The sequence below is a fragment of the Cyanobium sp. T1G-Tous genome, from assembly GCF_024345455.1.
GTDB lineage: Bacteria > Cyanobacteriota > Cyanobacteriia > PCC-6307 > Cyanobiaceae > Cyanobium_A.
On sequence record NZ_JAGQBD010000005.1, the window covers coordinates 39,645 to 59,247 of the forward strand.

Below are 19,603 nucleotides of genomic sequence, written 5' to 3' on the forward strand. Positions count from 1 at the left end.
CCGCCATGACCCTGCTGCTGTTGCTCCTGCTTCCTCTACTGGTGGGCCTGCTGCTGCCGCTGCTGCCGCCTGGGCGCTCCGGGCTGGTGCGCGGGCTGGCCGCCGGCGCCGCCCTGGCCCAGTTGGTGGTCGGCCTGCTGGCCTGGCGCCAGCCGCCCCCTGCCCTGAGCCTCGAATGGCTGCCCCGGCTTGGTTTGGGCCTGGATCTCGGCCTCGATGGGCTGTCGCTGCCGCTGGTGCTGCTCACGGGCCTGATCACCGCCATGGCGGTGCTGGCCTCCCCCGCAGACCAAGCCCGCCCTCGCCTCTATTACGCCCTGATGCTGGCCACCAACCTGGGGGCGGTGGGGGCGTTCCTAGCCCGCAACGCCCTGTTATTTGTGTTGGCCTTCGAGCTGGTGCTGATCCCCACCACCCTGCTGCTGGCTATCTGGGGCGGCGAGCGCCGTGCTGGAGCCGCCGTGCGCTTCCTGCTCTTTGGCGCGGTGTCGGGCCTCAGTCTGCTGGGCGGCGTGCTGGCCTTCGGCTGGTTTGGCCAGGGCGCTGCCGGCGCCGACACCGCCGTGAGCTTCAGCTTTGAGGCCCTTGCCGCCACGCCCCTGCCGGCCTCGGCCCAGCGCTGGGTGTTGGCCCTGCTGTTGCTCGGTTTCGGCATCAAGCTGCCGGTGGTGCCCCTGCATGGCTGGCAGCCGATCAGCTACGCAGAAGCGCCGCCGCCGGTGGTGATGCTGCTGGGGGGTGTGGTGTCGAAGCTGGGGGCCTACGGCCTGCTGCGCTTTGGTGTGGGCCTGCTGCCCGACGCCTGGAGTGCTTTTTCGCCTTGGATCGCCGCTGCCGGTGCCGTGAGCGCGGTGTACGGCGCCCTCAATGCGGTTGCCGCCACCGACATCCGCCGACTGATGGCCTACAGCTCCCTGGGCCATATGGGCCTGCTGGTGCTGGCCCTGGCTGCAGCCACGCCGATGAGCCTGCAAGGAGCCATGGCCCAGGTGCTGGCCCATGGACTGATCGTGGCCCTGCTGTTTGACTGCGTGGGGCTGATCCAGCGCAAGACCGGCACCACCGTGATCGCCGAGCTCTCGGGCCTGATGAACCCCATCCGCGGCCTGCCCTTCACCATGGGTCTAATGCTGCTTGCCCTGATGGCCGCCGCCGGCATCCCCGGCCTGGCGGGCTTCCCGGCAGAACTGCTGGTGTTCGAGGGCAGCTGGACCGTGTTCCCCCGGGCCACCCTGATCTGCATAGTGGCCTCGGGTTTTACTGCGGTCTACGCGGTGCGGCTGTTCAATCGGGTGGGCTTCGGCCGGCTCGATAACAGCCGCGCTGACTGGCAGAGCACCCGACTGGCTGAACGGCTGCCGGCCGTGGTTTTAACCACTCTGGTGGTGCTCGCCGGCATCTGGCCGGTCGGTCTCACCTCCTGGAGTGAGGCCAGCACGGCCGCTATCGCGCTGCGCCACAGCGATCCGGTGGTGCAAACCCTGGCCATGGCACCCCGTTCTCCGTCGTTGACCCTGCCCGCATGACCACCTCCACTGCTGCAGCGGGTACCAAGACGGCCCTGATCCCCCCCTCCACCCACCGCTTCGCCGAGGTGATCCATCGGCTCGAGGCCGGTGGATCGATGCTGCCGGATACGCCGGAGAACCTCCAGCAGATCATCGGCATCTACAAGGCCTACGCCGTGCCGATGGACTTTTATTGGCGCGACCTTCTCTACATCGCCGAGCAGGTGTTTCTTAATCCGTTGCCGGCCTTCAAGTACTTCATCTCCCAGGAGTATCTAGATCTCCCCAACAGCTACGCCGGCGATCAATCGAAGCTGCGTATCTGGCGAGGCGGTGAAAAGGCCCATCCGGAGCTACTGGAGTTCATGGCCAAGGGTGAAACCCGGGCCATGCCCAAGCTGCTGCATCACCTTTGGCATGACCGGGTGAACATGGAGTTCGCCGAGGCCTGCATGCAGGCCATGCTCTGGCACCAAGGCATGGGTGGTCGCTTCAACGACTACCTCGCGAGCGATGCCTACAAGGCCAACGCCGACCGCGCCATCAAGGCCTACTTCCGCGGCAATCCGCTGATGCTTGGCCTCTACAAGCTGTTCCCGGACATGCTCCTGGAGCAGGTGAAGCAGCTCAGTTATTACAGCAACCTGGGCCTGTTCTGGGAGGTGATGGCACCGGTGTTCTTTGAGATGAGCGATATCTACGACGAGGGTGGCTTTAAGGGGGTGCCAGACGCCATGGACTTCCTCGTCAACGGCATCTTCGCTGTGGCGGGCCGACCCATCTACCACCACGTGTTCATTCGGGGCGAGTGCTTCGAGATCATTCCCAAGAGCGAGGGCTTCACCTGGCTCTATGAGGCGGCGTTGCCCTATGTGGAGGCGGTGTTCTACCGCACCTCACCTTTCCGTGGCACCAAGAGCTACAACGCCCAAGCCAATCAGGTGCCGGCCGATCAAGCCGACTTCCACTACGGCATTCTCTATGCCGATGTGTTTCCGGTGGGATCCGCCGGCATTCCACCCACCCTGCTTATGCAGGACATGCTGCATTTCCTGCCCCCCTATCTGCAGGAGCTTTATAAGCAGCATCGCCGCGGCGAAGAAGATCAACTGATCCAACTGGGCATCACCTTCCAGCGCTCGATGTACAACGTGACTTCGGCAGTGATCCAGGCGTTGCGCTGTGCCTTGCTCTATCCCCTCGACGACACCGACCCGGAGCATCTTGCTGCCAACCGCCGCTTCTTTGAGGCCCAGATGGATCGCTTCCTGCGGCCCGAGGCGCGCCTTGCCGACATTCAAACCCAGGATTACCGCTAGGAGAGCTGCCATGGCCACGATTCTGGAAACCGCCCTCGCCGCCGGCGGCTTTAACACCCTGCTGGCGGCCGTTGATGCCGCCGGCCTGCGAGGCGCCCTGGAGGGCCCGGGCCCTTTCACGGTGTTTGCCCCGGTGGACGATGCCTTTGCGGCACTGCCTGCGGGCACGGTGCAAACGTTGGTAGACAACCCACCCCAGTTGGCCAGGATCCTTAAGTACCACGTCCTGGCTGGTGCCTACACCCGCGAGGACCTGGTGGCCCAGTCCGAGTGGCCGTCTTTAGAGGGGGCGCCTATCCCAATCCGCCGCAGCGAGCCCTTTGAGGTGAAAAACGCCACAGTGGTAACCGCAGACATTGCCTGCGACAACGGCATTGTGCACGCGATTGATCGCGTGATCCTGCCGGGCTGATCCACTTTCGCCACTACCCGTTTGGGTTCCTCCCTGCTCACCACCCTGCTGCTGTTGTTGGTGGGGGCCCTGCTGGCCCGGTTGACGGCCACCCGGCTCGCCCGTTGGACGGTGCCGGCGATCGTGCTGGAGCTGGGAGTGGGCTTTGCTCTGGGCAACACGGTGCTGCCTTTTGAGCAGATCCGCTCCCTCTCCGGTCTGCTGGAGCTGGGGGTGCTCACCCTGTTTTTTCAGGTGGGTCTGGAGGTGCGCGGAGGCTTGTTGGGCTCCCGGCCGGCGGCAGTGCTGCGCACGGTGTTGCTGTCGGCGCTGACGCCGCTGCTGGCCTGGTGGCCGCTGCAGCAGGCCTTTGGCCTCTCGACTGCCACCACCCTGCTCTTTGTGGCCGTGCTCAGCGCCACCGGCACCGGGGTGACCCTGCGGGCCCTAGGCCAGCTCGGCGCCTTGAAAACCCCCTCCGGTCGCCTGCTGGTGGGGGTGTCGGTGCTCGACGATCTGCCCGCGATCGGCCTGCTCACCTGCTCTCTGCTGTTGGCGGGCACCCGCCTGGGCGGTGGCGCGGCTACGGCCGGGTCGGGTTGGCTGGTGCTGCTCGGCCCAGCCCTGGCCCTGCTGAGCGTGCCGCTGTCGAGCTGGTGGTTGCGGAGCCACGGGCCCTGGCAGCCGGGGCCGCTTGGAATGTTGCTGCTGTTGATTGGCTGCAGCTGGATCGGTGAGGTCACCGGGGTGACCAGCCTGCTGGGGGCGCTCTGGGGTGGGGTGCTGTTCAATCGCCTGGCGCCCATGGGGGAAGGGAGCACCGAGGCCCGCGAGCTATTGGGCAACCTGGCTCTGCTGTCGGAGGTGTTCCTACCCCTCTATTTCCTAGGGGTGGGCATGCGCATCCAGGCCGGCACCTTGCTGCAGCCCGCTGCCTGGGCCCTGGCCCTGAGCCTGCTGCTGCTGGCGATTAGTTGCAAGTTGATCTGTGCCCTGGGCATCAGCCGCCAGGATCAAGCCGCTGGCATCGATCGCTGGGTGGTGGTGTTTGGCTTGATTCCGCGGGGCCTGCCGGGCTTGGTGTTTGCCTCAACGGCCCTGGCCAGTGGCGTGATCACTCCGGCGCAGTTTTCGGCCCTGGTGCTGATGGTGAGCTGCACCACGGTGCTTGGACTGCTGTTGCTGGGCCGCCGTTTGGCAGCTATGGCGTCGCCTTAGCCCAAAGCAACTATGGCCTGCTCTAGAGCTTGATAGCACTGCTGCAGCTGCTCATCGCTGCTGCCTAGGGGCGGCAGCAGATACACCACGTTGCCGAGGGGGCGCAGGTAGACCCCGTGTTCCAGACACTGACGCTGGATCTGTTTGCCGATCGGGTTGAGGTAGCTGTTTTCACCGGCGTCGAGCTCGAAGGCGGCCATGGTGCCTAGGCAGCGGGGGCGCAGCACCCGGGGCTGGCGACTCAGCTGCTCCAGCAGGGGGGTGTGCCGTTGCTCAAAGCCCTCAAAGCGCTCAGGGTTTTGCTGCAGTAAATCTAGGCTGGCCAGGGCGGCGGCACAGCCCAAGGGGTTGGCCGTGAAGCTGTGGCCATGGAAAAAGGTATCGCTGGGCTTCTCGCTGATGAAGCCCTGGTAGAGCCGTTCGCTGGCCATCGTTGCGCCCATGGGCAGAAAACCACCCGTGAGCCCTTTGGAGAGGGCCATCAGGTCGGGCTGGATACCGGCTTTCTGGCAGGCGAACAGGGCTCCGGTGCGGCCGAAACCGGTGAAGACTTCATCGGCGATCAGCAGCGCACCAGCAGCCTGGACCCTTTCCGCCACTGCCCGCAGGAACGCTGGACGCACGACGCGCATGCCACTGGCCCCCTGTATGAGGGGCTCAAAAATCACCGCTGCTGTGGGTGTCTCCAGGGCCAGCTCAAGCTGGCCAAGGGCCTGCTGTTCCCGCGGCTCAACGCTGTCGTCGCCCCAGTGGCTGTGGGGCCAGGCGACCCTGGCCACGTCAAAAAGCAGGGGCTCGTAGGCGGCGGTGAATAGGGAGCGATCGCCTAGGGCCATGGTGCCCACGGTGTCGCCGTGATAAGCCCCCTCAAAGGCGATTAACTGGCGGCGCTCGCTGTTCTGATTGCGCCACCACTGCCAGGCGATCTTGAGGGCTACCTCCACGGCGGTGGAGCCGTTGTCGGAGAAAAACAGGCGCTGCAGCCCAGTGAGGGCGCTGAGCCGAGTGGCCAGCTGCTCGGCGGGTTCGTGGCTGAAGTTGGCGAAGATCACCTGCTCCAGCTGCTGGGCTTGGCGCGCAACCGCCGCCGCAATGGCCGGCTCGGCGTGACCATGCAGCGTCACCCACCAGCTGCTGATGGCGTCGATCAGCCTTCTGCCATCGTCTAGCTCCAGCTCACTGCCACGTGCCGACTGCACCCTCAGGGGCGCCGGGCTGGTGGCCACCTGGGTGGTGGGATGCCAGAGATGGGGGTGCCAGGTCATGGGCTCAGGCTTGAAGGTGATCAATGAAGCGCACCGAAAGTCGCCGGATTGTTGCATTGGCCCTTCGTTCTAAACCTCGGGCCGTATCACGGGTGATGCCCATCTGCCGGGCCGTGGCGCTCAGGCTCAAAGGTTCCCCAGCTGCGATTCCATAGCGCAAGCGCAGCAACTCGGCTTCCTGTTTGGGAAGTTCATCGAGCAGCTGATGGATATCTTCTTGCATCAAGGTGGCATCAACATGCTCCAGGGGCTTGCTGACCTCGCAGGCCAGGCTTTCAAGCAAGCTCCACTCAGATTGGGAGGTTTGGTGCCCATCGAGGCTCAGGGGTTCTTGGGCCCGGAACAACACCTCGCGGATGTCCAGTGGCTTAAGCCCTGTGGCGGCCGCCAGCTCCTCCAGATTGGGGTCCCGCCCCAGCTGCTGGCTCAGGGATTGCTGGGTCTGGCGCAGCCGACAAAGCTGATCCACCATCGCGGCCGGTAGGCGGATGGTGCGTCCCTTGGCCAATAGGGCACTGGTGATCCCGTGGCGGATCCACCAGGTGGCGTAGGTGGAAAAGCGGTAGCCCCGGCTGGGGTCAAACCGCTCCACGGCCCTGATTAGGCCGATAGTGCCCTCCTGGATCAGATCTTCCAGATCGACAGGGGTGTGCCGGTAGCGGCGAGACATTGTTATCACCAACCGAATGTTGGCTAGCACCATGCGGCTGCGCGCTTTGTTGGCCTGCCTAAGGCAGATCTGCAACTCGCGCACCGTCATGCCTGTTTCCTTGGCCCAAGCGGTGGGACTGGGAGCCGCACCGCCTGCTCGCAGCTTCATCTCCTGAGCTATGTCAGTGGCTTTACAGCCGCTTTGGACAAGCCTGGCCAGGCTGATTTCCTCCTCAGCGGTGAGTATGGCTATGCGACCAATGGCGCGCATGTGCTGGCTTAGTGCGTCGCAGTCACCCTTGGGGCGCTTCTGTGGCGCAGGCATCGGTTGGGCGTCTGCGGGGGTGTAAGAAAACGTTAGTGGGTATTTTTTAGGCCTGGGCATTTGGGAGTTGATTTATCAACTAGCATGTGCAATCTCTGTGATCAGGGATCCTGATCCATGGTTGTATTTCTGCAGTTGCTTTGCGGATCATGTCTTGCTTGCTTCATTGGCTAATAGGCGGCGGCAAGACCAGCCACAATGACGTAAAGCCTGCGAGGAGTTTGGATTTGCTTTCGCTTCCTGCTGGCAGCGCCATGAATTTTGGGCTACGGCAGTCATGGGCAGGCAGTCAGGTTCTACGGCACTTCCAAGGCGATAAAAGTCACAGAAGCCGATTGTCGTTCATATCCGTGGATGGTGGAGAGGATCGTTTGTCGTTGAGCAGATTCTTGTGGCGTCACTAAAGACAAAAAAAGGGCCCGGTTTTGCCGAGCCCTGGGGGGTTGGATTGGGGCGTCAGCCGATGGCTGCGACAGATCGCTGGAGAGCGTCGCGACGGCTCAGGTTTGTGCGATCAGGGGTCAGCTTCTTGTAGAGGCCGAGCTTTTCCAATCGGCGCTGAGTTGTGCCGTTGGCGCCCACTACAAACACCTCACGCCCTTTCTCTATCGCTTCCTCAACTGCGTTCTCCACAGCCAGCGCTGCAGTAACGCCCAGGTGAGATACCTCGGTGAGATCGAAGACCACGGCAGTAACGTCGCCGATGGCGTTGTGTTCACGTCCGATGGCCTTGGCCACACCAAAGATCATGGCGCCGTTGAGCTGGAAGAGCAGCACCTTGCCTTTGCCTTGGTCGAGCAGAGCCTTCTCGTCGTCGGGCAGCATCAGGTCACCGTCGCCGGTGCTGATCGACTTGACGCTTTTGCTCTGCAGGGCGCTCATCTTGTCGATGGTGAGGATGTTGGCGATGAACACGCCGATGCCCACAGCGGCGATCAGATCGACCAGCACGGTCAGGGCGATCACCAGATACATGATCAGAGCGCCGCTGATCGAGATGCGGTGGGCTCGCTTGAGGAAGCCCCAGTCGACGATGTCGACACCCACCTTGAGGGCGATACCGGCCAGCACTGCCTGGGGGATCTGGGCAGCTACGCCAGTGAAGGCGAGGATCACCACCATCAGGATTACGGCCCGGCTGATGCCTGAGAGGGCACTGCGGCCGCCGGCTTGAATGTTGACCACGGTGCCCATGGTGGCGCCGGCACCGGCGATGCCACCGAACAGGCCAGAAGCGATGTTGCCTAAACCCTGGCCGATCAATTCCTTGTTGGAATCGTGCTCTGTGCGGGTGATGCTGTCAGCCACGACGGCTGTCAGTAAGGCATCAATGCAGCCGAGCATGCCCAACACGGCAGCATCGATCAGCATTTTGCTCGCTTGCCCCAGCTCGAAATAGGGCATGCGCAGTTGGGGGAAGCCAGAGGCGATTTCGCCGATGCGGCGAATTTCCTCGCCACCAGGGCCACCGCTGAGCAGGCTGAGAGAGAGCACCGTGCCGGCTATCAGGGCAATCAGCTGGGGTGGGGCGATTTTCTTGATCGCCGCCGGAGTGAACCAGAGGATGGCAAGTGTGATCACCGCCAGAACCACTTCCGGCTGGCGGGCGTTCTGAAGCAGCTGTGGTAGGGCGCTGAGGGTGCCCATCACGCCGCCCTTGGGGATGGCCTGGCCGAGGAAAGGACCCAGCTGCAGGATGATCAAAATGAGCCCGATGCCGCTCATGAAGCCCGAGATCACCGTGTAGGGCATCTGGGTGACATAACGCCCCAGCTTCAGGAAGCCGAAGACGATCTGGAACACGCCGGCCAGCATCACCACGGTGAAGGCCATGGCCAGGCCGTTTTCCGGATCAGCAGCGGTCAAACTCGCGATGACGGCGGTCATTACGACCGTCATCGGCCCCGTGGGCTCGGAGATCAGGGAGGGCGTACCGCCGAAAAGGGCAGCAAACAGGCCCACCAGAACAGCGCCCCAGAGGCCGGCTGCTGCACCTGCACCCGAGGCCACACCGAAGGCGAGGGCCATGGGCAGGGCGATCACCGCAGCGGTGACACCTCCGAAGAGGTCCCCTTTAATGTTGTTGGTGCTGATGTGATTCAGCAGGGACGGGCGCCGGGGTGGCGCCGAAGCGGTTGTCATCGCTACAGGCGTGGGTTGGCGCAGAACCATAGGGAGTGCCGTTGGAAGTTGGGTGACTGTCATCCGACCCAGCTGCTTTCTGTTCTGCCCAGGATTGCTTCGGTCCACGGTTTGCCTCCATGACCTTGCTCCTGCTTGTCGGCCTCGGCTGGTTGAGCCTGCGCACTGTGCTGTTACTTAGCCAGGTGTCACGCCATAGCAGCGAGGCCCAGCTTGGGCGGGCCTTTGAGCAGGAACTCAGGGATCGGGGCCTGATCGATGCCCCTGCTGACCGCTAGGAACCTCCCGGGTCTGATTGGCTTTGCCACCCCAAACCCAATGTCATCGTCCCTATAAAACTTTAACCCTGCCCATTGCCGATGTTGCCGATCTCTCCGGTGTTGCTGGAGTTCAGTTCCCACCAGCTTGAGGTGGCGGAAACCCTGATTCAGGTGGGTCGCTTTGTGGTGATCTTCCTAGCTGCGAGGGCCATCGCGGAAGTGATGGTGCGCTTGCAGTTGCCCACGATCCTCGGTGAGCTAGTGGCTGGGGTGCTGATCGGTGTTTCGGGACTGCATCTAATCGTGCCGCCAGAAACCCAGGCCCAGCTCAGTGCCGGAGTCGCCGGTCTGCTTGCCTCCTTGGCCCAGATCAGCCCGGACGCGGCACGAGAGGTCTACAGGGAAACATTCCCGAACCTGCAGGCCGTATCCCAGTTAGGTCTGTTCGCTCTGCTTTTTCTTACTGGTCTGGAGAGCGAGCTTGACGAGCTGGTGGCTGTGGGCGTTCAAGCCTCCACTGTGGCCGTGGCTGGGGTGGTGCTGCCCTTTGCCCTCGGTACGGCTGGTCTTTACTTCATATTTCATGTGCCGTTGATTCCAGCTGTGTTTGCCGGGGCCGCCATGACGGCCACATCCATCGGTATTACCGCCAGTGTTTTCGGCGAACTGAAATGGCTGAAGCGCCGCGAGGGCCAGATCGTCATCGGTGCCGCCGTGCTCGACGACATCATCGGCATTGTGATCTTGGCGGTTGTGGTGGCGATCGTTGGTGGTGGTGCCTTCAGTGTTGGCCCGGTGCTGAAGCTGTGTCTGGCGGCGGTGGCGTTTGTGGCGGTGGCCTTGGTGCTGAGCCGTAAGGCCGCTCCCGCCTTCGACTGGGTGGTGGATCAGCTCAAAGCTCCCGGCGACGTAGCAGTGGCAAGCTTTCTGGTGCTCACCGTTTGTTGCTTTGCCGCCCAGGCGATTGGGTTAGAGGCGGCCTTGGGTGCTTTTGCCGCTGGATTGATCCTCAGCGCCTCCAAGCACACCCACGACATCGATGCGGCGGTGAAGCCCTTGGTGGCCCTGTTTGCCACCGTATTTTTTGTGCTGATCGGCACCGGCCTGGATCTCTCGGTGCTCAACCCTTTCGATCCCGCCAACCGAGAGGGCCTGATCGTGGCCGCTTTCCTGCTGGTGGTAGCCATGGCTGGCAAGGTGGCTGCCGGCTGGAGCTATTTCAGTAAGGAACCCACCAATCGTTTGGTGGTTGGGCTGGGAATGATGCCCCGTGGCGAAGTGGGCCTGATTTTCCTGGGGCTCGGCAGCCAGGCCGGCATTCTCACGCCGGCGCTGGAAGCAGCAATTTTGTTGATGGTGATTGGCACCACCTTTCTGGCTCCGATCCTGCTGCGGCTGGTGATTCCGCCCACTGTTGAGGAGGCTCAGTCGGCCAGCTAATCAAGCTCAGCCGTTGCTGGAGCGACCTGGTGCCCACTGGTGGATGAGCTGTTCGAGGCGCACCAGCTGGTAGCGGGTCTGCTCGTTGGGCTGTTGGATGTAGGCGCTGCGCAGCTGGTCCAGCTCGGCGTCAAGCGAGAGAAGCACGGGGTGGTTCTCGTTCACGGAGCAAATCCAGGACTTACTCGCAAATCCTAAGCCTTTATTAAATTTCCGGGATGGCCGGGCAGGCCTTGATCGGCTCAGGTTCCGATTGGCAGTGGGCCGTCCCTGTCGGAGCGGAAGGTGAGAGGCATAGATGGCACATGCCGCTGAATCAACTCCAGCAGCAGCTCGAAAACCTCGCGGGTGTGGGGTGCGGTGGTTCCCATGGCTTCGCGACTCAGAAGCACCAGCTCCAGCACCTTGCCATCTGCTTTTGATTGCACATCGGCAAATAGCTGCATCCGCTGGCTTTCACCGCCACCGCGGATCATGGCGCTGAGGTGGGCTGGAGTGCGGTGCTCGATCTCCGCTCTAAGCCCCTCTAGTACGGGCTGGAGGGCCTCCAGCATGGTGACGGCCTCCACAGGCACGCCGGGTTTGAGCACTACTAAAAACCGCGCCACAGCCACTCCCTTATCAATTCACGCTACCTGTTACAGCCTGCCCAGCTGGTTGGTCCGGATCCAGAGGTAATCCCCGCACAGCAAGGGCGAGGCGCCGGGCCAGCAGCAGCAGCGGGTAGAGGCGTCTTGCTCTCCCCGGTGTGGCGAGGAGCGGGCCAAGCAGCTGCAGCAGGGTGGCGCTGGGCTCCAGCCGGCTGCAAATCCACTGAATCGCCTCGGCTCCATGCAGCACCCGGCCCTCTGCCAACACCACGGCACCCCGGCTCAGGTCCCAGCCCTGCTGCCGCAGCTGCCGTCGCAGTTCGTGATCGCTGCGGCCATCGCGGATCGCCAAGTTCGGGATGCCACTGCGGAGTTCCGCCAGCTCAGCGAAATGGCGGCAGAAGGGACAGCCGCCGTCAAACACCAGTACCGGATGCTCAAGTGCCGGGAGGCCAATCATCGGCTGCAGCCTTTGAGATCGCTGTCATCCTGAAGGCCTAGCGGTTTAGTTGTTGTGTATGCCCAGTTCGGGCCCTGAATCCATCGCCGTGATCGGGGCCGGTGTATCGGGCTGCGCTTTCGTTGCCCAGCTGCGCCGCTTGGGTTACACCGGAGCCCTCAGCCTTTGGGAGACGGGGCGAGGCCCGGGCGGACGGGCCAGCACCCGGCGCTCCCGCCAGGATCATGGGCTGCGCATCGATCACGGGGCGCCCCTGCTCAACATCACCGGCGCAACGGAGCCGCTGTTGTTGCAGCCCCTGCTGGCAGGAGGCTGGATTGAGCCGTGGCCTGGTTTGATCGCCCAGCTCCAGGGGGAAGCGACCCTGCGGCCAGGTCAGGCTGATGCCCTAGGGCTCGGCCAGCTTTACCGGGGTCGGGGTGGCATGGATCATCTCTGCAAAGGACTGTTGAGCCTGGCTGGCGAGGCTGGCGAAGCGTGGCAGCCTCACTACGGCACCCTGGTGCGCCATCTCATTTGGCAGGATGGGCTCTGGCAGCTGCTGGATCGGGAGGGGGAGTTGCTGGGGCAGGCCCATTGGCTTGTGCTGAGCAGCACCTTGTTGGCCCATCCGCGCAGCCGGCAGATCTTTGGCTGGGAGGAGGTTCCCCTCAAGCAGGCCGCAGAACGGCTGGGCGACCTCCGGCTGGAGCATGCCCTCACTGTGATCGCCGGCATCCGCACTGAGGCTCGTAGCAATCTGCTGGTGCTGCTTGAGGCAGCCGCGGCAGGACCTTGGGCCAGTCTTCCTTTCAGCTTGCTCCATTTCGATGCTGCAGCCCAGCAGCGCTGGGGGCTGCAGCGGATCACCGTCCAGCCCTTGTCCGACGGTCGCTGCGCCGTGGTGGCCCATTCCAGCCACTCCTTTGCCGCCGATCACCTTGATGTCTATGGCACCCATTCCGCCGTGGCCCGCATGCTTCAGCTGCCCCCCGATGAGGGCCGCGAAGATACGGTGATCGCTGCCCTCACTACTGCGCTTGAGCAGGTGATGGCCCCCTGGTTGCCTGGCCTAGACCTAGCTACGGCTGATCGCCAGCTGATGCGCTGGGGTGCCGCTTTTCCCCTGGCTCCTGGACTGCCCTCCGAACTCAGTTGCTGCCCAAGCAGCCGGGTGGGGTTTTGCGGTGACTTCATCGCCGGGGTGGGATTTGGGCGGATTGAGGGTGCACTGCGCAGTGGCGAACAGCTTGCCCACGAACTTTGTGCACTTGTCTAAAGCTGCGTGCTGTCGATCATTGCGATAGGTGCAGCCTTGCTACAGATCGCCCAAACGGTGTTGATTGCGATTGCAGCCACTGCTGCGGTGGGGCTATCAGTTGGAAGGTGAGACGTCTTGGATGTCTTACACGCGATCACCTCCTGAAGTGCGATGCGGCCACTCTCACCACAAACGGCACTCAGCAGTGCTGTTCACGGTCCGCCGCGTCGCTGCCGCAGCCTTCCCGTGTTTCCTGCCCAGCAACTTGAAGTAGTGAAGCGGGCTGCCCATTACTTCGCCCATCATTTTTCCGAGCAGATCGAGCTGGAGGTGGTGGCTTATTCGATCGGTGTAAGCGCTGAGTGGCTCGATCTCTGCTTTGACCACTGCCGCGGCAAGACACCGTTTCAGACGCTCCAGCACATTCGGCTTAGTCGGCTGTTTGAGGGCATTGCAGCCCAACCGCAAATGCCCCTTGAGCAGCAGGTGCATCGCTGTGGCCTGGCTTCGGTGATGGCCGCCAATCAGCTGTTTGAGGAATTGTTCGGCATTGGCCTTGCACCCTTTCGTCGGGTTTGTCGCCGCGCCGAGGCTGATCGCTTGCTGCGCCAGCGGAGCGGCTGAATCCTGGGACCTTCCGCATCTATTTGGATCGCGCTGGCCAGTGGCTGGGGGCTGATTTCCTGCCTTGGTCTGGCGGTGATGCTGGCCCTATTGGAACGCAGCTTCAGTGCAGCTCCAGCTCTTCAACCAGCTCCATCAGGAAGCTTCCTTGCCCCTACTTCCTGCACCGTGGTGGTGCCGGCCTACAACGAAGCGGACAACATCAGCGACTGCGTGCGGGCAATTCTCGCCAGCGAGGCGCCCTGTGAGCACTGGGCACTGCTGGTGGTCGATGACGACTCAAGCGACACCACTGCGGCCTTAGCCCTGGAGGCGGGCGCAGGCGATCCACGCTTTGGTCTGCTTTCGGCGGGTGCCCGTCCCCCGGCGGAGCGCTGGGTGGGTAAAAACTGGGCCTGTTTTCGCGCCAGCAGTGAGCTCGAAAGCGACTGGTTGATCTTCATCGATGCGGATGTGCGCGTCGCTCCGGGAGCGCTGCGGGCCGCCTTGACAGACGCCATTGCCCACGGGGCAGATTTGCTCACCCTGGCGCCGCGGCTCACCTGTGGCTGCCTGGCCGAGTGGCTTGTGCAGCCGATCATCGCCAGCTTGCTGGGCCTGGGTTTTCCAATTGAGCGCGCTAATGATCCCTGCGATCCCCTCGCCTTTGCAGCGGGTCCGTTTCTGCTGTTCCGCAGCCAGGCCTACAGAGCTATTGGTGGCCACGCTGCCGTGGCCGGCGAGGTGGTGGAGGATCTCGCCCTGGCTCGGGCGATCAAGGGCCAGGGATTCCGCCTGCGCTATCTGCTGGGGCTCGACTGGTTGACCCTGCGCATGTACCGGGACTTGGCCTCTCTCTGGGAAGGCTGGACCAAAAACTGGCTGCTGGGCCTCGATGGTGATGTGGCGAAGGCCTTGGCGGCTGGTGCGGTGGTGGTGCAGCTCTACGCCGTTCCCTGGTTGTTGCTGCCCCCAGCCCTTCTATTGGCCTGGCGATCGCCCCTGCCCCTGTCCTGGTTGCCGGCTCTGGCGGCTCTGCTGGCCATCGCGCTGCAATTGGCGATCCGGCTCTGGAGTCGTCGCCATTTCGGCACTCCCCTCAACTGGTGGTGGTTGGCGGGTCTGGGCGGGCTGTTGATCGGCGCCATGGCCCCGGTCTCGGTGATCAAGACCCTCAGCGGCCGGGGCTGGACCTGGCGGGGCCGCTCCTTGCACATGTACCAATAGCCCCATACGTTGAGTGCCCACCGCCAGCGGGGTTTCCCCAGGCATGCCCAGCCCATTCAACGAATGGATGCCCGAAGTGGTTGTGTTTCACCCCACCCGCTTCGAGGAGGCCCAGTGGATCGTGCACCACCTGCGCGAGCGCAAGACCGTGCTGGTCCACGCCGGGGCGATGGAGCGCAGCGAGGCCCAGCGGTTGATCGATTTTGTTGCTGGTGGTGTCAGCGCTATCGACGGACAGGCCGAATGCCTCGACGAGCTCACCTTCGTTTTCGTCCCAGAGATGGTGGCCTTGCGGCGGGATCCCGCACCGCCGTGATTCAGGCTGCAGCGCTCTGCCTCCTAGGCTCGAATCCATTCCGGGAGTGGGCTGAGTGCCCCGTCTACGTCGCTTTCTGTACTCCCTCGGGCCCGTCTTGACGATTGCTGCCCACCTTGGCTGCCTGCTGCTCTTTTGGACCGGTCTCAGCCTCGGTGCAGCCCTTTGGGCTTTGGGGCTCTACTTGGTGCGCATGCTGGCAACCACGGCCATCTATCACCGCCTAATTACCCACTCCAGCTATAAGGCGCCCCGGCCCGTTGCCTGGATCGGTGCCTTTGTGGGTGCTTCGGCAGGTCAAATGGGCCCTAGCTGGTGGAAGGCCCACCACCAAACCCATCACCGCCACGTCGACACTTGCGCCGACCCCCACACCCCCCTTGCTCCTTCAGCGGGATGGCGAGGCCTGTGGCGCTCCCAGGTTGGCTGGTTGTTGTCTTCAAGTTTTTTCCCCACAACCCTGCCGGCCGATGTGGAGGCCGATCCGGTACTGCGCCTGATCGATAGGCTTCATTTTGTGCCCGTGCTGCTGCTTGCCGGCCTGTCTTGGCAGCTGGGCGGGCTGCCTTGGCTGGCGGCCTTTTGCCTAAGCACAACAGTTCTTTATCACGGGGTAGCCAGCGTTAATTCCCTGGCCCACCTGCAAGGCGATCAACCCTTTGCCACCGGAGATGCCAGCCGCAACAACCTGTTTGTGGCCTTGATCACCTTGGGCGAGGGCTGGCACAATCTTCACCACGCTTTCCAAGCTTCGGTGCGTCAAGGCATCACCCTCAAGCAAGGGCGAGTGCGGTTATTGCCAGATCCCACCTACCGCTTTATCCGTCTGCTCGAGCGTTGCGGCTGGGCCTGGGATCTAAGGATCCCCAGTAATCACGCCCTGCTTGCTCGCGGTGCTGAGAGCTAAATAGCGCAGGCCACAAGGCTCAACTGCAGCCAGCATCCTCCTGGCGCCAGCTTTTCGACAACCACATTCTGGAGCCGATCGTGGGCTACCAAATGGGCGAAGGTCTCTGCGTCATCTCTGGTGTTGAAGCGAGCTGCTTGCACTTGCAGCGGCACGCTTTGTTCGCGCTCTACGGCAGCGCGTACGCGATAACGACCCGAAGCGATGGGATCAGCCATGCCTGGATTCTGGATCCAATTGCTGAAAATCGCGTCAGCCTTCAGAGTTTCAGAGAAATTGAAGGTTGGGGGGTTGTAAGCCAGTTCAGGGGCGCAGCAATTCGGCAACCAGTGGCTCCAGCGCCGCGGGATGTTGCAGTAGCTGCCGGTGGGTGCGCACGGGCAAGGGCTGCCGCGGGCCCAGCGGTAATACGGCGCGCCAACCAGGCAGCACCATCAGGTCGGCAGCGCAGTAGAAGCTGCAGCACTCCACGCCGTCTAGCTCCTCGAGATTTGTGTTGAGCTGGTGCAGCAGCGGGCTGCCCCACTTCATGTCGGCAATACCAGCCAGCAGCCAGCTTGGCCAGGGCTGAGCCGTGAGAGTGCCCTGCTGGGGGCTGCCGACGCTGATGAAGCGGCGGGTGCGGGATCGGCCGCCCTGAAGTTGGATCCAGGTACGGCCGATCACGCCGCCCATTGAGAAGCCCAGCAGGTCGATTTGGGTTTGGGTACCAAAGGTTGCTTCGATTTGGCTGCCCAGCCGGTGAGCTAGCTCCAGGATCGGAGTGGCACCGAGGCGATTGGGTAGGTAGGGGATAAGCAGTGGAGATCGCCGCCCATCCAGCCGGCTTTTGAGGCGATCAAACAGGCGTGGCGTGTCCCACAGACCATGCACCAGCACCAAGGGGGGAGCGCTTGCCATGGGCTCAGGCTAGGAAGCTGGTTGGTTGGCATCAAAAAGCCGCCCCCGTAGGGACGGCCAATGGATCGGCGGAGTGATCCGGAAATCAGATTTGAGAGCGGGGCTCAGTAGCGGCTGCCGCCACCGCCGTAGCCACCACCGTTGTAGCCACCGCCACCGCCGAAGTCGCGGCGACCGCCGCCACCACCGCCGCCACCGCCACCGCTGCCGCGGGGCTCAGCTTTGTTGACGCGGATGGCGCGACCCATCCACTCAACGTCCTGGAGGTCTTCAATTGCCTTGGTCTCTTCGGCCTCATTGGCCATCTCGACAAAAGCGAAACCGCGCTTGCGGCCAGTGTCGCGGTCGAGGGGGAGGCTGCACTTGCTCACCTGTCCGTACTGGCTGAACAGATGCTGGACATCTTCCGCTTCTGCATCGAAGGAAAGATTGCCGACGTAAATGGTCATGAACTCAGAAACTATGAATTGATCCTTCGACGGCCCAACAGAAAGTGGTTAGCTCGCTACAGAGAAATCTTTGAATCACTTTTCACCATACAGGGCCGCCTAACGCTTTCGTCAAAACTGCCCCTATCGGGATCTGCTTTGACCAGCGGTTTGATGCCAAATCATCAAACCCTGGCTAGGGATGGGGTGTTCCATGCCTTGCAACACCATGTCGAAAGCCCAGCTCACCGCCTTCATGGTTAAGGTTGATGCCGATATGGCCCTAAGGGCCCGGGTTGATGCCGCCGGCAGTGTCGATGCGGTCGTGGCGATTGCCCTGGAGCAGGGCCATACCTTTTCTCCTGCTTCCTGGTCCCGCGCCCAGCGTCCCTGAGCGCAGTTGCGCCTGATTAGGGCCAGGGCGTGAGGGTGGCGGGCTGGTATTTAACGATGCCGATCCGCCAGCCCCGCTGGGCCAGTTGCTTCAGGCTGGCTAGCAAATCTTCAGTTGTGCCACCGGCGATCCAGTCGGCCTTGATCAATGGCAACCGCTCGCTCATTACCTCGAGCGGCATCTCCAATAGCAACAGGCTGTCTTCAGCAGCGGCGCGCCGCAGGGGCCCCTCGTCACTGCGCTGCCAAAGCCTCAGCAGCAGCTCCAGGGCCAGGGTGCGGCCTGCTTCGCCGGGTTCGCCGCCGCTGTCTTCCCGCTGGGACTTGCCGGTTAGGGGCAGGGCCCGCTTGCCATCGAGTTCGACTAGGGCTAGGGCCACCAGGTATGGAGCGTCAGCCATGGAAATCTCTGTGATCCGCCACACCATGGCGAGGGGCGCGGCTTCGGTGTGGAAACTGACACGTATTTGGTCTTCTGTTGCCGTTGGCGGATCGGGCAGCCCTACCGGCATTTGCCGGGACTAAATTTTCTGCCGTTCGCTCACAACTCCTTTTCAGGGAGCCAGCGCCATGTCGAGCATTGCTGACCAGTTGGTGACCTATCACTCAGCACTGGCGGAGGCCACGGAGCGGGGAGATCAGGCCGTTGCCCGCAAGATCGAGCAGCAGATCAAGGAGCTGCAGGATTTTCAGTTGCGCCATCCGGAGGAAACCGAGGCTCCAACACCGTTTGAGGTGTTCTGTGATCTCAACCCATCGGATGTCAATTGCCTCGTCTACGACGATTGAGCCCTGGCTTAGTTGTTCGTTTTTTAATCATCACAGTCAGGTAGACATCACGTCCACACTTTTAAGGGCGGTGCCAAGCAGCCGGGTGAATCGGTCCAGCTGCTCCTGACTGCCCATCACAACAAGCATTTGGCCTGGAGCCAGGCGAGTGTCGCTTCCGGGATTGGCCAGCAACTCTGGCCGCTCTTGGGAGTACTGGGATCCCCGGTACTGCCTTGGGACATCACTCCTGGCTGGCTGGGGCGGCACGATCGCCAGCACTAGGGCACCAGAGCGCGAGCCGAGCTGGAGCTCCGCCAGGGATGCCCCATTGAGGCTGCCAAGGTCAGCTGGGTCGCTACTCAGCAGAAATTCCTCCACCTCGCAGCCAGAGCCCGCCAAAAGATCCATGAAGGTCACCGCTAGGGGCCGTAGGGCGGTGGCGGCCATGGTGCGCCCCCCACTGACGTACGGGCTCACCACTTGATCGGCGCCGGCTAGGCGCAGCTTGCGTTCCGCTTCCTCACTATCGGAACGGGCTATGAGCCGGCAGTTGGGCGCCATACCCCGGGCGCTCAGCACCACGTAGAGGTTGGATGCGTTGTTGGGTAGGGCCGCCACCAGGGCACGGCAGCGGTGGATGCCGGCATCCAGCAGAGTTTCGTCGAGGGTGGCATCGGCCATCAGCACGGCCAGCCCCCGCTCTTCTGCTGCCTCACGGCGCTCCGCGTCCATCTCCACCACCAGCAGGGGAACGTTTTCCCTGGCAAGTTGTTCGGCGATCTCGCGGCCGATGCGGCCATAGCCGCAAAGGATCACATGGTTATGCATGGTGGAAAGCCAACTGCGGAATCGGCGCTCGCGCAGGCGCCGGAAGTAACCGGATTCAGACAGGCCCAGCACCCCTTGGATACTGATCTGCACCACCACCAGCCCGCCCAGGATCAGCAGGGTGGTGACCACCCGCCCACCGGCGCTCAGGACCTGGGTGTGACCGTCGCTGAATCCCAGGGTGCTGAGGGTGATCAGCACCATCCAATAGGAATCTCCCCAGTCCCACCCCTCACTGAGGTGATAGCCGATGGCGCCAGCGTTCACCAGCATGGCCAGCGACAGGGGAGCTCGCCAGGGCTTGCGTGCTCGCCGAGAGGGTGGTCGTCTGGGGACGATTGACCAGAAAGGCTTGGGCATGGGACCTGGACCCGGTGCTCCAGATCACGCATCCAAGATTATCGGCTGCAATTAGTTACGG

Annotated in this window: 24 protein-coding genes; 13 read left to right on the forward strand and 11 right to left on the reverse strand. The window is 62.9% G+C overall.

Annotation, left to right across the window (positions count from 1 at the left end):
- Window positions 1-5 precede the first annotated feature (5 nt).
- From KBY75_RS04925 to KBY75_RS04940, 4 genes are read left to right on the forward strand one after another with little or no spacing between them, the layout of a single operon-like run.
- Window positions 6-1,526 (forward strand): NADH-quinone oxidoreductase subunit M, encoded by a 1,521-nt coding sequence (locus KBY75_RS04925; protein ID WP_255023174.1) that lies wholly within the window; start codon window positions 6-8, stop codon window positions 1,524-1,526.
- Entirely contained in the window at window positions 1,523-2,827 is a 1,305-nt protein-coding gene (locus tag KBY75_RS04930) for a CO2 hydration protein (protein WP_255023175.1), read from the forward strand. The genes KBY75_RS04925 and KBY75_RS04930 overlap by 4 nt, the downstream gene beginning before the upstream one ends.
- Window positions 2,828-2,837: 10 nt before the next feature.
- A complete protein-coding gene (locus KBY75_RS04935) occupies window positions 2,838-3,239 on the forward strand; it encodes a fasciclin domain-containing protein (RefSeq protein ID WP_255023176.1) in 402 nt (133 codons plus the stop codon).
- Between the two features lie 21 nt (window positions 3,240-3,260).
- Window positions 3,261-4,436: a cation:proton antiporter gene (locus tag KBY75_RS04940; protein ID WP_255023177.1), complete on the forward strand. Its 1,176-nt coding sequence runs from the start codon at window positions 3,261-3,263 to the stop codon at window positions 4,434-4,436.
- Here the strand turns inward: KBY75_RS04940 and bioA are convergent.
- The 3 genes from bioA to KBY75_RS04955 all read right to left on the reverse strand — a co-directional run bounded on the left by bioA (window position 4,433) and on the right by KBY75_RS04955 (window position 8,819).
- Window positions 4,433-5,701 carry an adenosylmethionine--8-amino-7-oxononanoate transaminase gene (gene bioA, locus KBY75_RS04945; RefSeq protein WP_255023178.1) on the reverse strand — a complete coding sequence of 423 codons (1,269 nt, stop codon included), beginning with the start codon at window positions 5,699-5,701 and terminating at the stop codon, window positions 4,433-4,435. The genes KBY75_RS04940 and bioA overlap by 4 nt on opposite strands.
- 4 nt (window positions 5,702-5,705) lie before the next feature.
- Window positions 5,706-6,677, reverse strand: coding sequence for a sigma-70 family RNA polymerase sigma factor (locus KBY75_RS04950; protein ID WP_255023179.1), 972 nt, complete (start codon window positions 6,675-6,677; stop codon window positions 5,706-5,708).
- A gap of 456 nt (window positions 6,678-7,133) precedes the next feature.
- Complete coding sequence (locus KBY75_RS04955) at window positions 7,134-8,819, reverse strand: SulP family inorganic anion transporter (RefSeq protein ID WP_255023180.1); 1,686 nt, start codon at window positions 8,817-8,819, stop codon at window positions 7,134-7,136.
- 119 nt (window positions 8,820-8,938) lie between these two features.
- Between KBY75_RS04955 and KBY75_RS04960 the strand changes: the two genes are divergently transcribed.
- Both KBY75_RS04960 and KBY75_RS04965 read left to right on the forward strand, forming a co-directional pair.
- Window positions 8,939-9,097, forward strand: a complete 159-nt coding sequence (locus tag KBY75_RS04960) for a hypothetical protein (protein WP_255023181.1) — start codon at window positions 8,939-8,941, stop codon at window positions 9,095-9,097.
- A gap of 81 nt (window positions 9,098-9,178) precedes the next feature.
- Window positions 9,179-10,519 carry a cation:proton antiporter gene (locus tag KBY75_RS04965; protein WP_255023182.1) on the forward strand — a complete coding sequence of 447 codons (1,341 nt, stop codon included), beginning with the start codon at window positions 9,179-9,181 and terminating at the stop codon, window positions 10,517-10,519.
- Window positions 10,520-10,525: 6 nt separating this feature from the next.
- Here KBY75_RS04965 and KBY75_RS04970 read toward each other — a convergent pair whose 3' ends face one another.
- From KBY75_RS04970 to KBY75_RS04980, 3 genes are all read right to left on the reverse strand, one after another.
- Window positions 10,526-10,666 (reverse strand): hypothetical protein, encoded by a 141-nt coding sequence (locus KBY75_RS04970; protein ID WP_254936464.1) that lies wholly within the window; start codon window positions 10,664-10,666, stop codon window positions 10,526-10,528.
- A 95-nt stretch (window positions 10,667-10,761) separates the two neighbouring features.
- A complete protein-coding gene (locus KBY75_RS04975; protein ID WP_255017378.1) occupies window positions 10,762-11,133 on the reverse strand; it encodes a hypothetical protein in 372 nt (123 codons plus the stop codon).
- Window positions 11,134-11,140: 7 nt separating this feature from the next.
- Window positions 11,141-11,569, reverse strand: coding sequence for a DCC1-like thiol-disulfide oxidoreductase family protein (locus KBY75_RS04980; protein WP_255023183.1), 429 nt, complete (start codon window positions 11,567-11,569; stop codon window positions 11,141-11,143).
- 58 nt (window positions 11,570-11,627) lie between these two features.
- Here KBY75_RS04980 and KBY75_RS04985 point away from each other — a divergent pair, with 58 nt between their 5' ends.
- From KBY75_RS04985 to KBY75_RS05005, 5 genes are all read left to right on the forward strand, one after another.
- Complete coding sequence (locus KBY75_RS04985) at window positions 11,628-12,827, forward strand: NAD(P)-binding protein (protein WP_254936461.1); 1,200 nt, start codon at window positions 11,628-11,630, stop codon at window positions 12,825-12,827.
- A gap of 228 nt (window positions 12,828-13,055) precedes the next feature.
- On the forward strand, window positions 13,056-13,433 hold the full coding sequence (locus KBY75_RS04990) for a hypothetical protein (RefSeq protein ID WP_254936460.1): 378 nt from the start codon (window positions 13,056-13,058) through the stop codon (window positions 13,431-13,433).
- A 78-nt stretch (window positions 13,434-13,511) separates the two neighbouring features.
- Window positions 13,512-14,639 (forward strand): glycosyltransferase family 2 protein, encoded by a 1,128-nt coding sequence (locus tag KBY75_RS04995; protein WP_255023184.1) that lies wholly within the window; start codon window positions 13,512-13,514, stop codon window positions 14,637-14,639.
- Window positions 14,640-14,682: 43 nt separating this feature from the next.
- Entirely contained in the window at window positions 14,683-14,955 is a 273-nt protein-coding gene (locus KBY75_RS05000; protein ID WP_106501508.1) for a cell division protein SepF, read from the forward strand.
- 97 nt (window positions 14,956-15,052) lie between these two features.
- Window positions 15,053-15,862, forward strand: a complete 810-nt coding sequence (locus KBY75_RS05005; RefSeq protein WP_254936458.1) for an acyl-CoA desaturase — start codon at window positions 15,053-15,055, stop codon at window positions 15,860-15,862.
- On the opposite strand, the gene KBY75_RS05010 is transcribed toward KBY75_RS05005, so the two are convergent.
- The 3 genes from KBY75_RS05010 to KBY75_RS05020 form a co-directional block, all read right to left on the reverse strand.
- Entirely contained in the window at window positions 15,859-16,080 is a 222-nt protein-coding gene (locus tag KBY75_RS05010; RefSeq protein WP_255023185.1) for a hypothetical protein, read from the reverse strand. The two genes, KBY75_RS05005 and KBY75_RS05010, sit on opposite strands and share 4 nt — an antisense overlap.
- An 85-nt stretch (window positions 16,081-16,165) precedes the next feature.
- Window positions 16,166-16,762: a triacylglycerol lipase gene (locus KBY75_RS05015; RefSeq protein WP_255023186.1), complete on the reverse strand. Its 597-nt coding sequence runs from the start codon at window positions 16,760-16,762 to the stop codon at window positions 16,166-16,168.
- 104 nt (window positions 16,763-16,866) lie between these two features.
- On the reverse strand, window positions 16,867-17,211 hold the full coding sequence (locus KBY75_RS05020) for an RNA-binding protein (protein WP_254936455.1): 345 nt from the start codon (window positions 17,209-17,211) through the stop codon (window positions 16,867-16,869).
- 208 nt (window positions 17,212-17,419) lie between these two features.
- Between KBY75_RS05020 and KBY75_RS05025 the strand changes: the two genes are divergently transcribed.
- A complete protein-coding gene (locus KBY75_RS05025; RefSeq protein ID WP_255023187.1) occupies window positions 17,420-17,584 on the forward strand; it encodes a Nif11-like leader peptide family natural product precursor in 165 nt (54 codons plus the stop codon).
- Window positions 17,585-17,600: 16 nt separating this feature from the next.
- On the opposite strand, the gene KBY75_RS05030 is transcribed toward KBY75_RS05025, so the two are convergent.
- Window positions 17,601-18,095 (reverse strand): hypothetical protein, encoded by a 495-nt coding sequence (locus KBY75_RS05030; protein ID WP_315859057.1) that lies wholly within the window; start codon window positions 18,093-18,095, stop codon window positions 17,601-17,603.
- Between the two features lie 58 nt (window positions 18,096-18,153).
- Between KBY75_RS05030 and KBY75_RS05035 the strand changes: the two genes are divergently transcribed.
- Window positions 18,154-18,372, forward strand: a complete 219-nt coding sequence (locus tag KBY75_RS05035; protein ID WP_254936453.1) for a CP12 domain-containing protein — start codon at window positions 18,154-18,156, stop codon at window positions 18,370-18,372.
- 36 nt (window positions 18,373-18,408) lie between these two features.
- Here the strand turns inward: KBY75_RS05035 and KBY75_RS05040 are convergent, their stop codons facing one another.
- Window positions 18,409-19,542 (reverse strand): TrkA family potassium uptake protein, encoded by a 1,134-nt coding sequence (locus tag KBY75_RS05040; RefSeq protein ID WP_254936452.1) that lies wholly within the window; start codon window positions 19,540-19,542, stop codon window positions 18,409-18,411.
- Window positions 19,543-19,603: the final 61 nt, after the last annotated feature.

Coding starts and splice junctions, on each gene's coding strand:
- KBY75_RS04925 (WP_255023174.1), top strand. CDS start 6: ATGACCCTGCTGCTGTTGCTCCTGCTTCCTCTACTGGTGGGCCTGCTG.
- KBY75_RS04930 (WP_255023175.1), top strand. CDS start 1,523: ATGACCACCTCCACTGCTGCAGCGGGTACCAAGACGGCCCTGATCCCC.
- KBY75_RS04935 (WP_255023176.1), top strand. CDS start 2,838: ATGGCCACGATTCTGGAAACCGCCCTCGCCGCCGGCGGCTTTAACACC.
- bioA (WP_255023178.1), bottom strand. CDS start 5,701: ATGACCTGGCACCCCCATCTCTGGCATCCCACCACCCAGGTGGCCACC.
- KBY75_RS04950 (WP_255023179.1), bottom strand. CDS start 6,677: ATGCCTGCGCCACAGAAGCGCCCCAAGGGTGACTGCGACGCACTAAGC.
- KBY75_RS04955 (WP_255023180.1), bottom strand. CDS start 8,819: ATGACAACCGCTTCGGCGCCACCCCGGCGCCCGTCCCTGCTGAATCAC.
- KBY75_RS04960 (WP_255023181.1), top strand. CDS start 8,939: ATGACCTTGCTCCTGCTTGTCGGCCTCGGCTGGTTGAGCCTGCGCACT.
- KBY75_RS04965 (WP_255023182.1), top strand. CDS start 9,179: ATGTTGCCGATCTCTCCGGTGTTGCTGGAGTTCAGTTCCCACCAGCTT.
- KBY75_RS04980 (WP_255023183.1), bottom strand. CDS start 11,569: ATGATTGGCCTCCCGGCACTTGAGCATCCGGTACTGGTGTTTGACGGC.
- KBY75_RS04985 (WP_254936461.1), top strand. CDS start 11,628: ATGCCCAGTTCGGGCCCTGAATCCATCGCCGTGATCGGGGCCGGTGTA.
- KBY75_RS04995 (WP_255023184.1), top strand. CDS start 13,512: ATGCTGGCCCTATTGGAACGCAGCTTCAGTGCAGCTCCAGCTCTTCAA.
- KBY75_RS05000 (WP_106501508.1), top strand. CDS start 14,683: ATGCCCAGCCCATTCAACGAATGGATGCCCGAAGTGGTTGTGTTTCAC.
- KBY75_RS05010 (WP_255023185.1), bottom strand. CDS start 16,080: ATGGCTGATCCCATCGCTTCGGGTCGTTATCGCGTACGCGCTGCCGTA.
- KBY75_RS05015 (WP_255023186.1), bottom strand. CDS start 16,762: ATGGCAAGCGCTCCCCCCTTGGTGCTGGTGCATGGTCTGTGGGACACG.
- KBY75_RS05020 (WP_254936455.1), bottom strand. CDS start 17,211: ATGACCATTTACGTCGGCAATCTTTCCTTCGATGCAGAAGCGGAAGAT.
- KBY75_RS05025 (WP_255023187.1), top strand. CDS start 17,420: ATGTCGAAAGCCCAGCTCACCGCCTTCATGGTTAAGGTTGATGCCGAT.
- KBY75_RS05030 (WP_315859057.1), bottom strand. CDS start 18,095: ATGCCGGTAGGGCTGCCCGATCCGCCAACGGCAACAGAAGACCAAATA.
- KBY75_RS05035 (WP_254936453.1), top strand. CDS start 18,154: ATGTCGAGCATTGCTGACCAGTTGGTGACCTATCACTCAGCACTGGCG.
- KBY75_RS05040 (WP_254936452.1), bottom strand. CDS start 19,542: ATGCCCAAGCCTTTCTGGTCAATCGTCCCCAGACGACCACCCTCTCGG.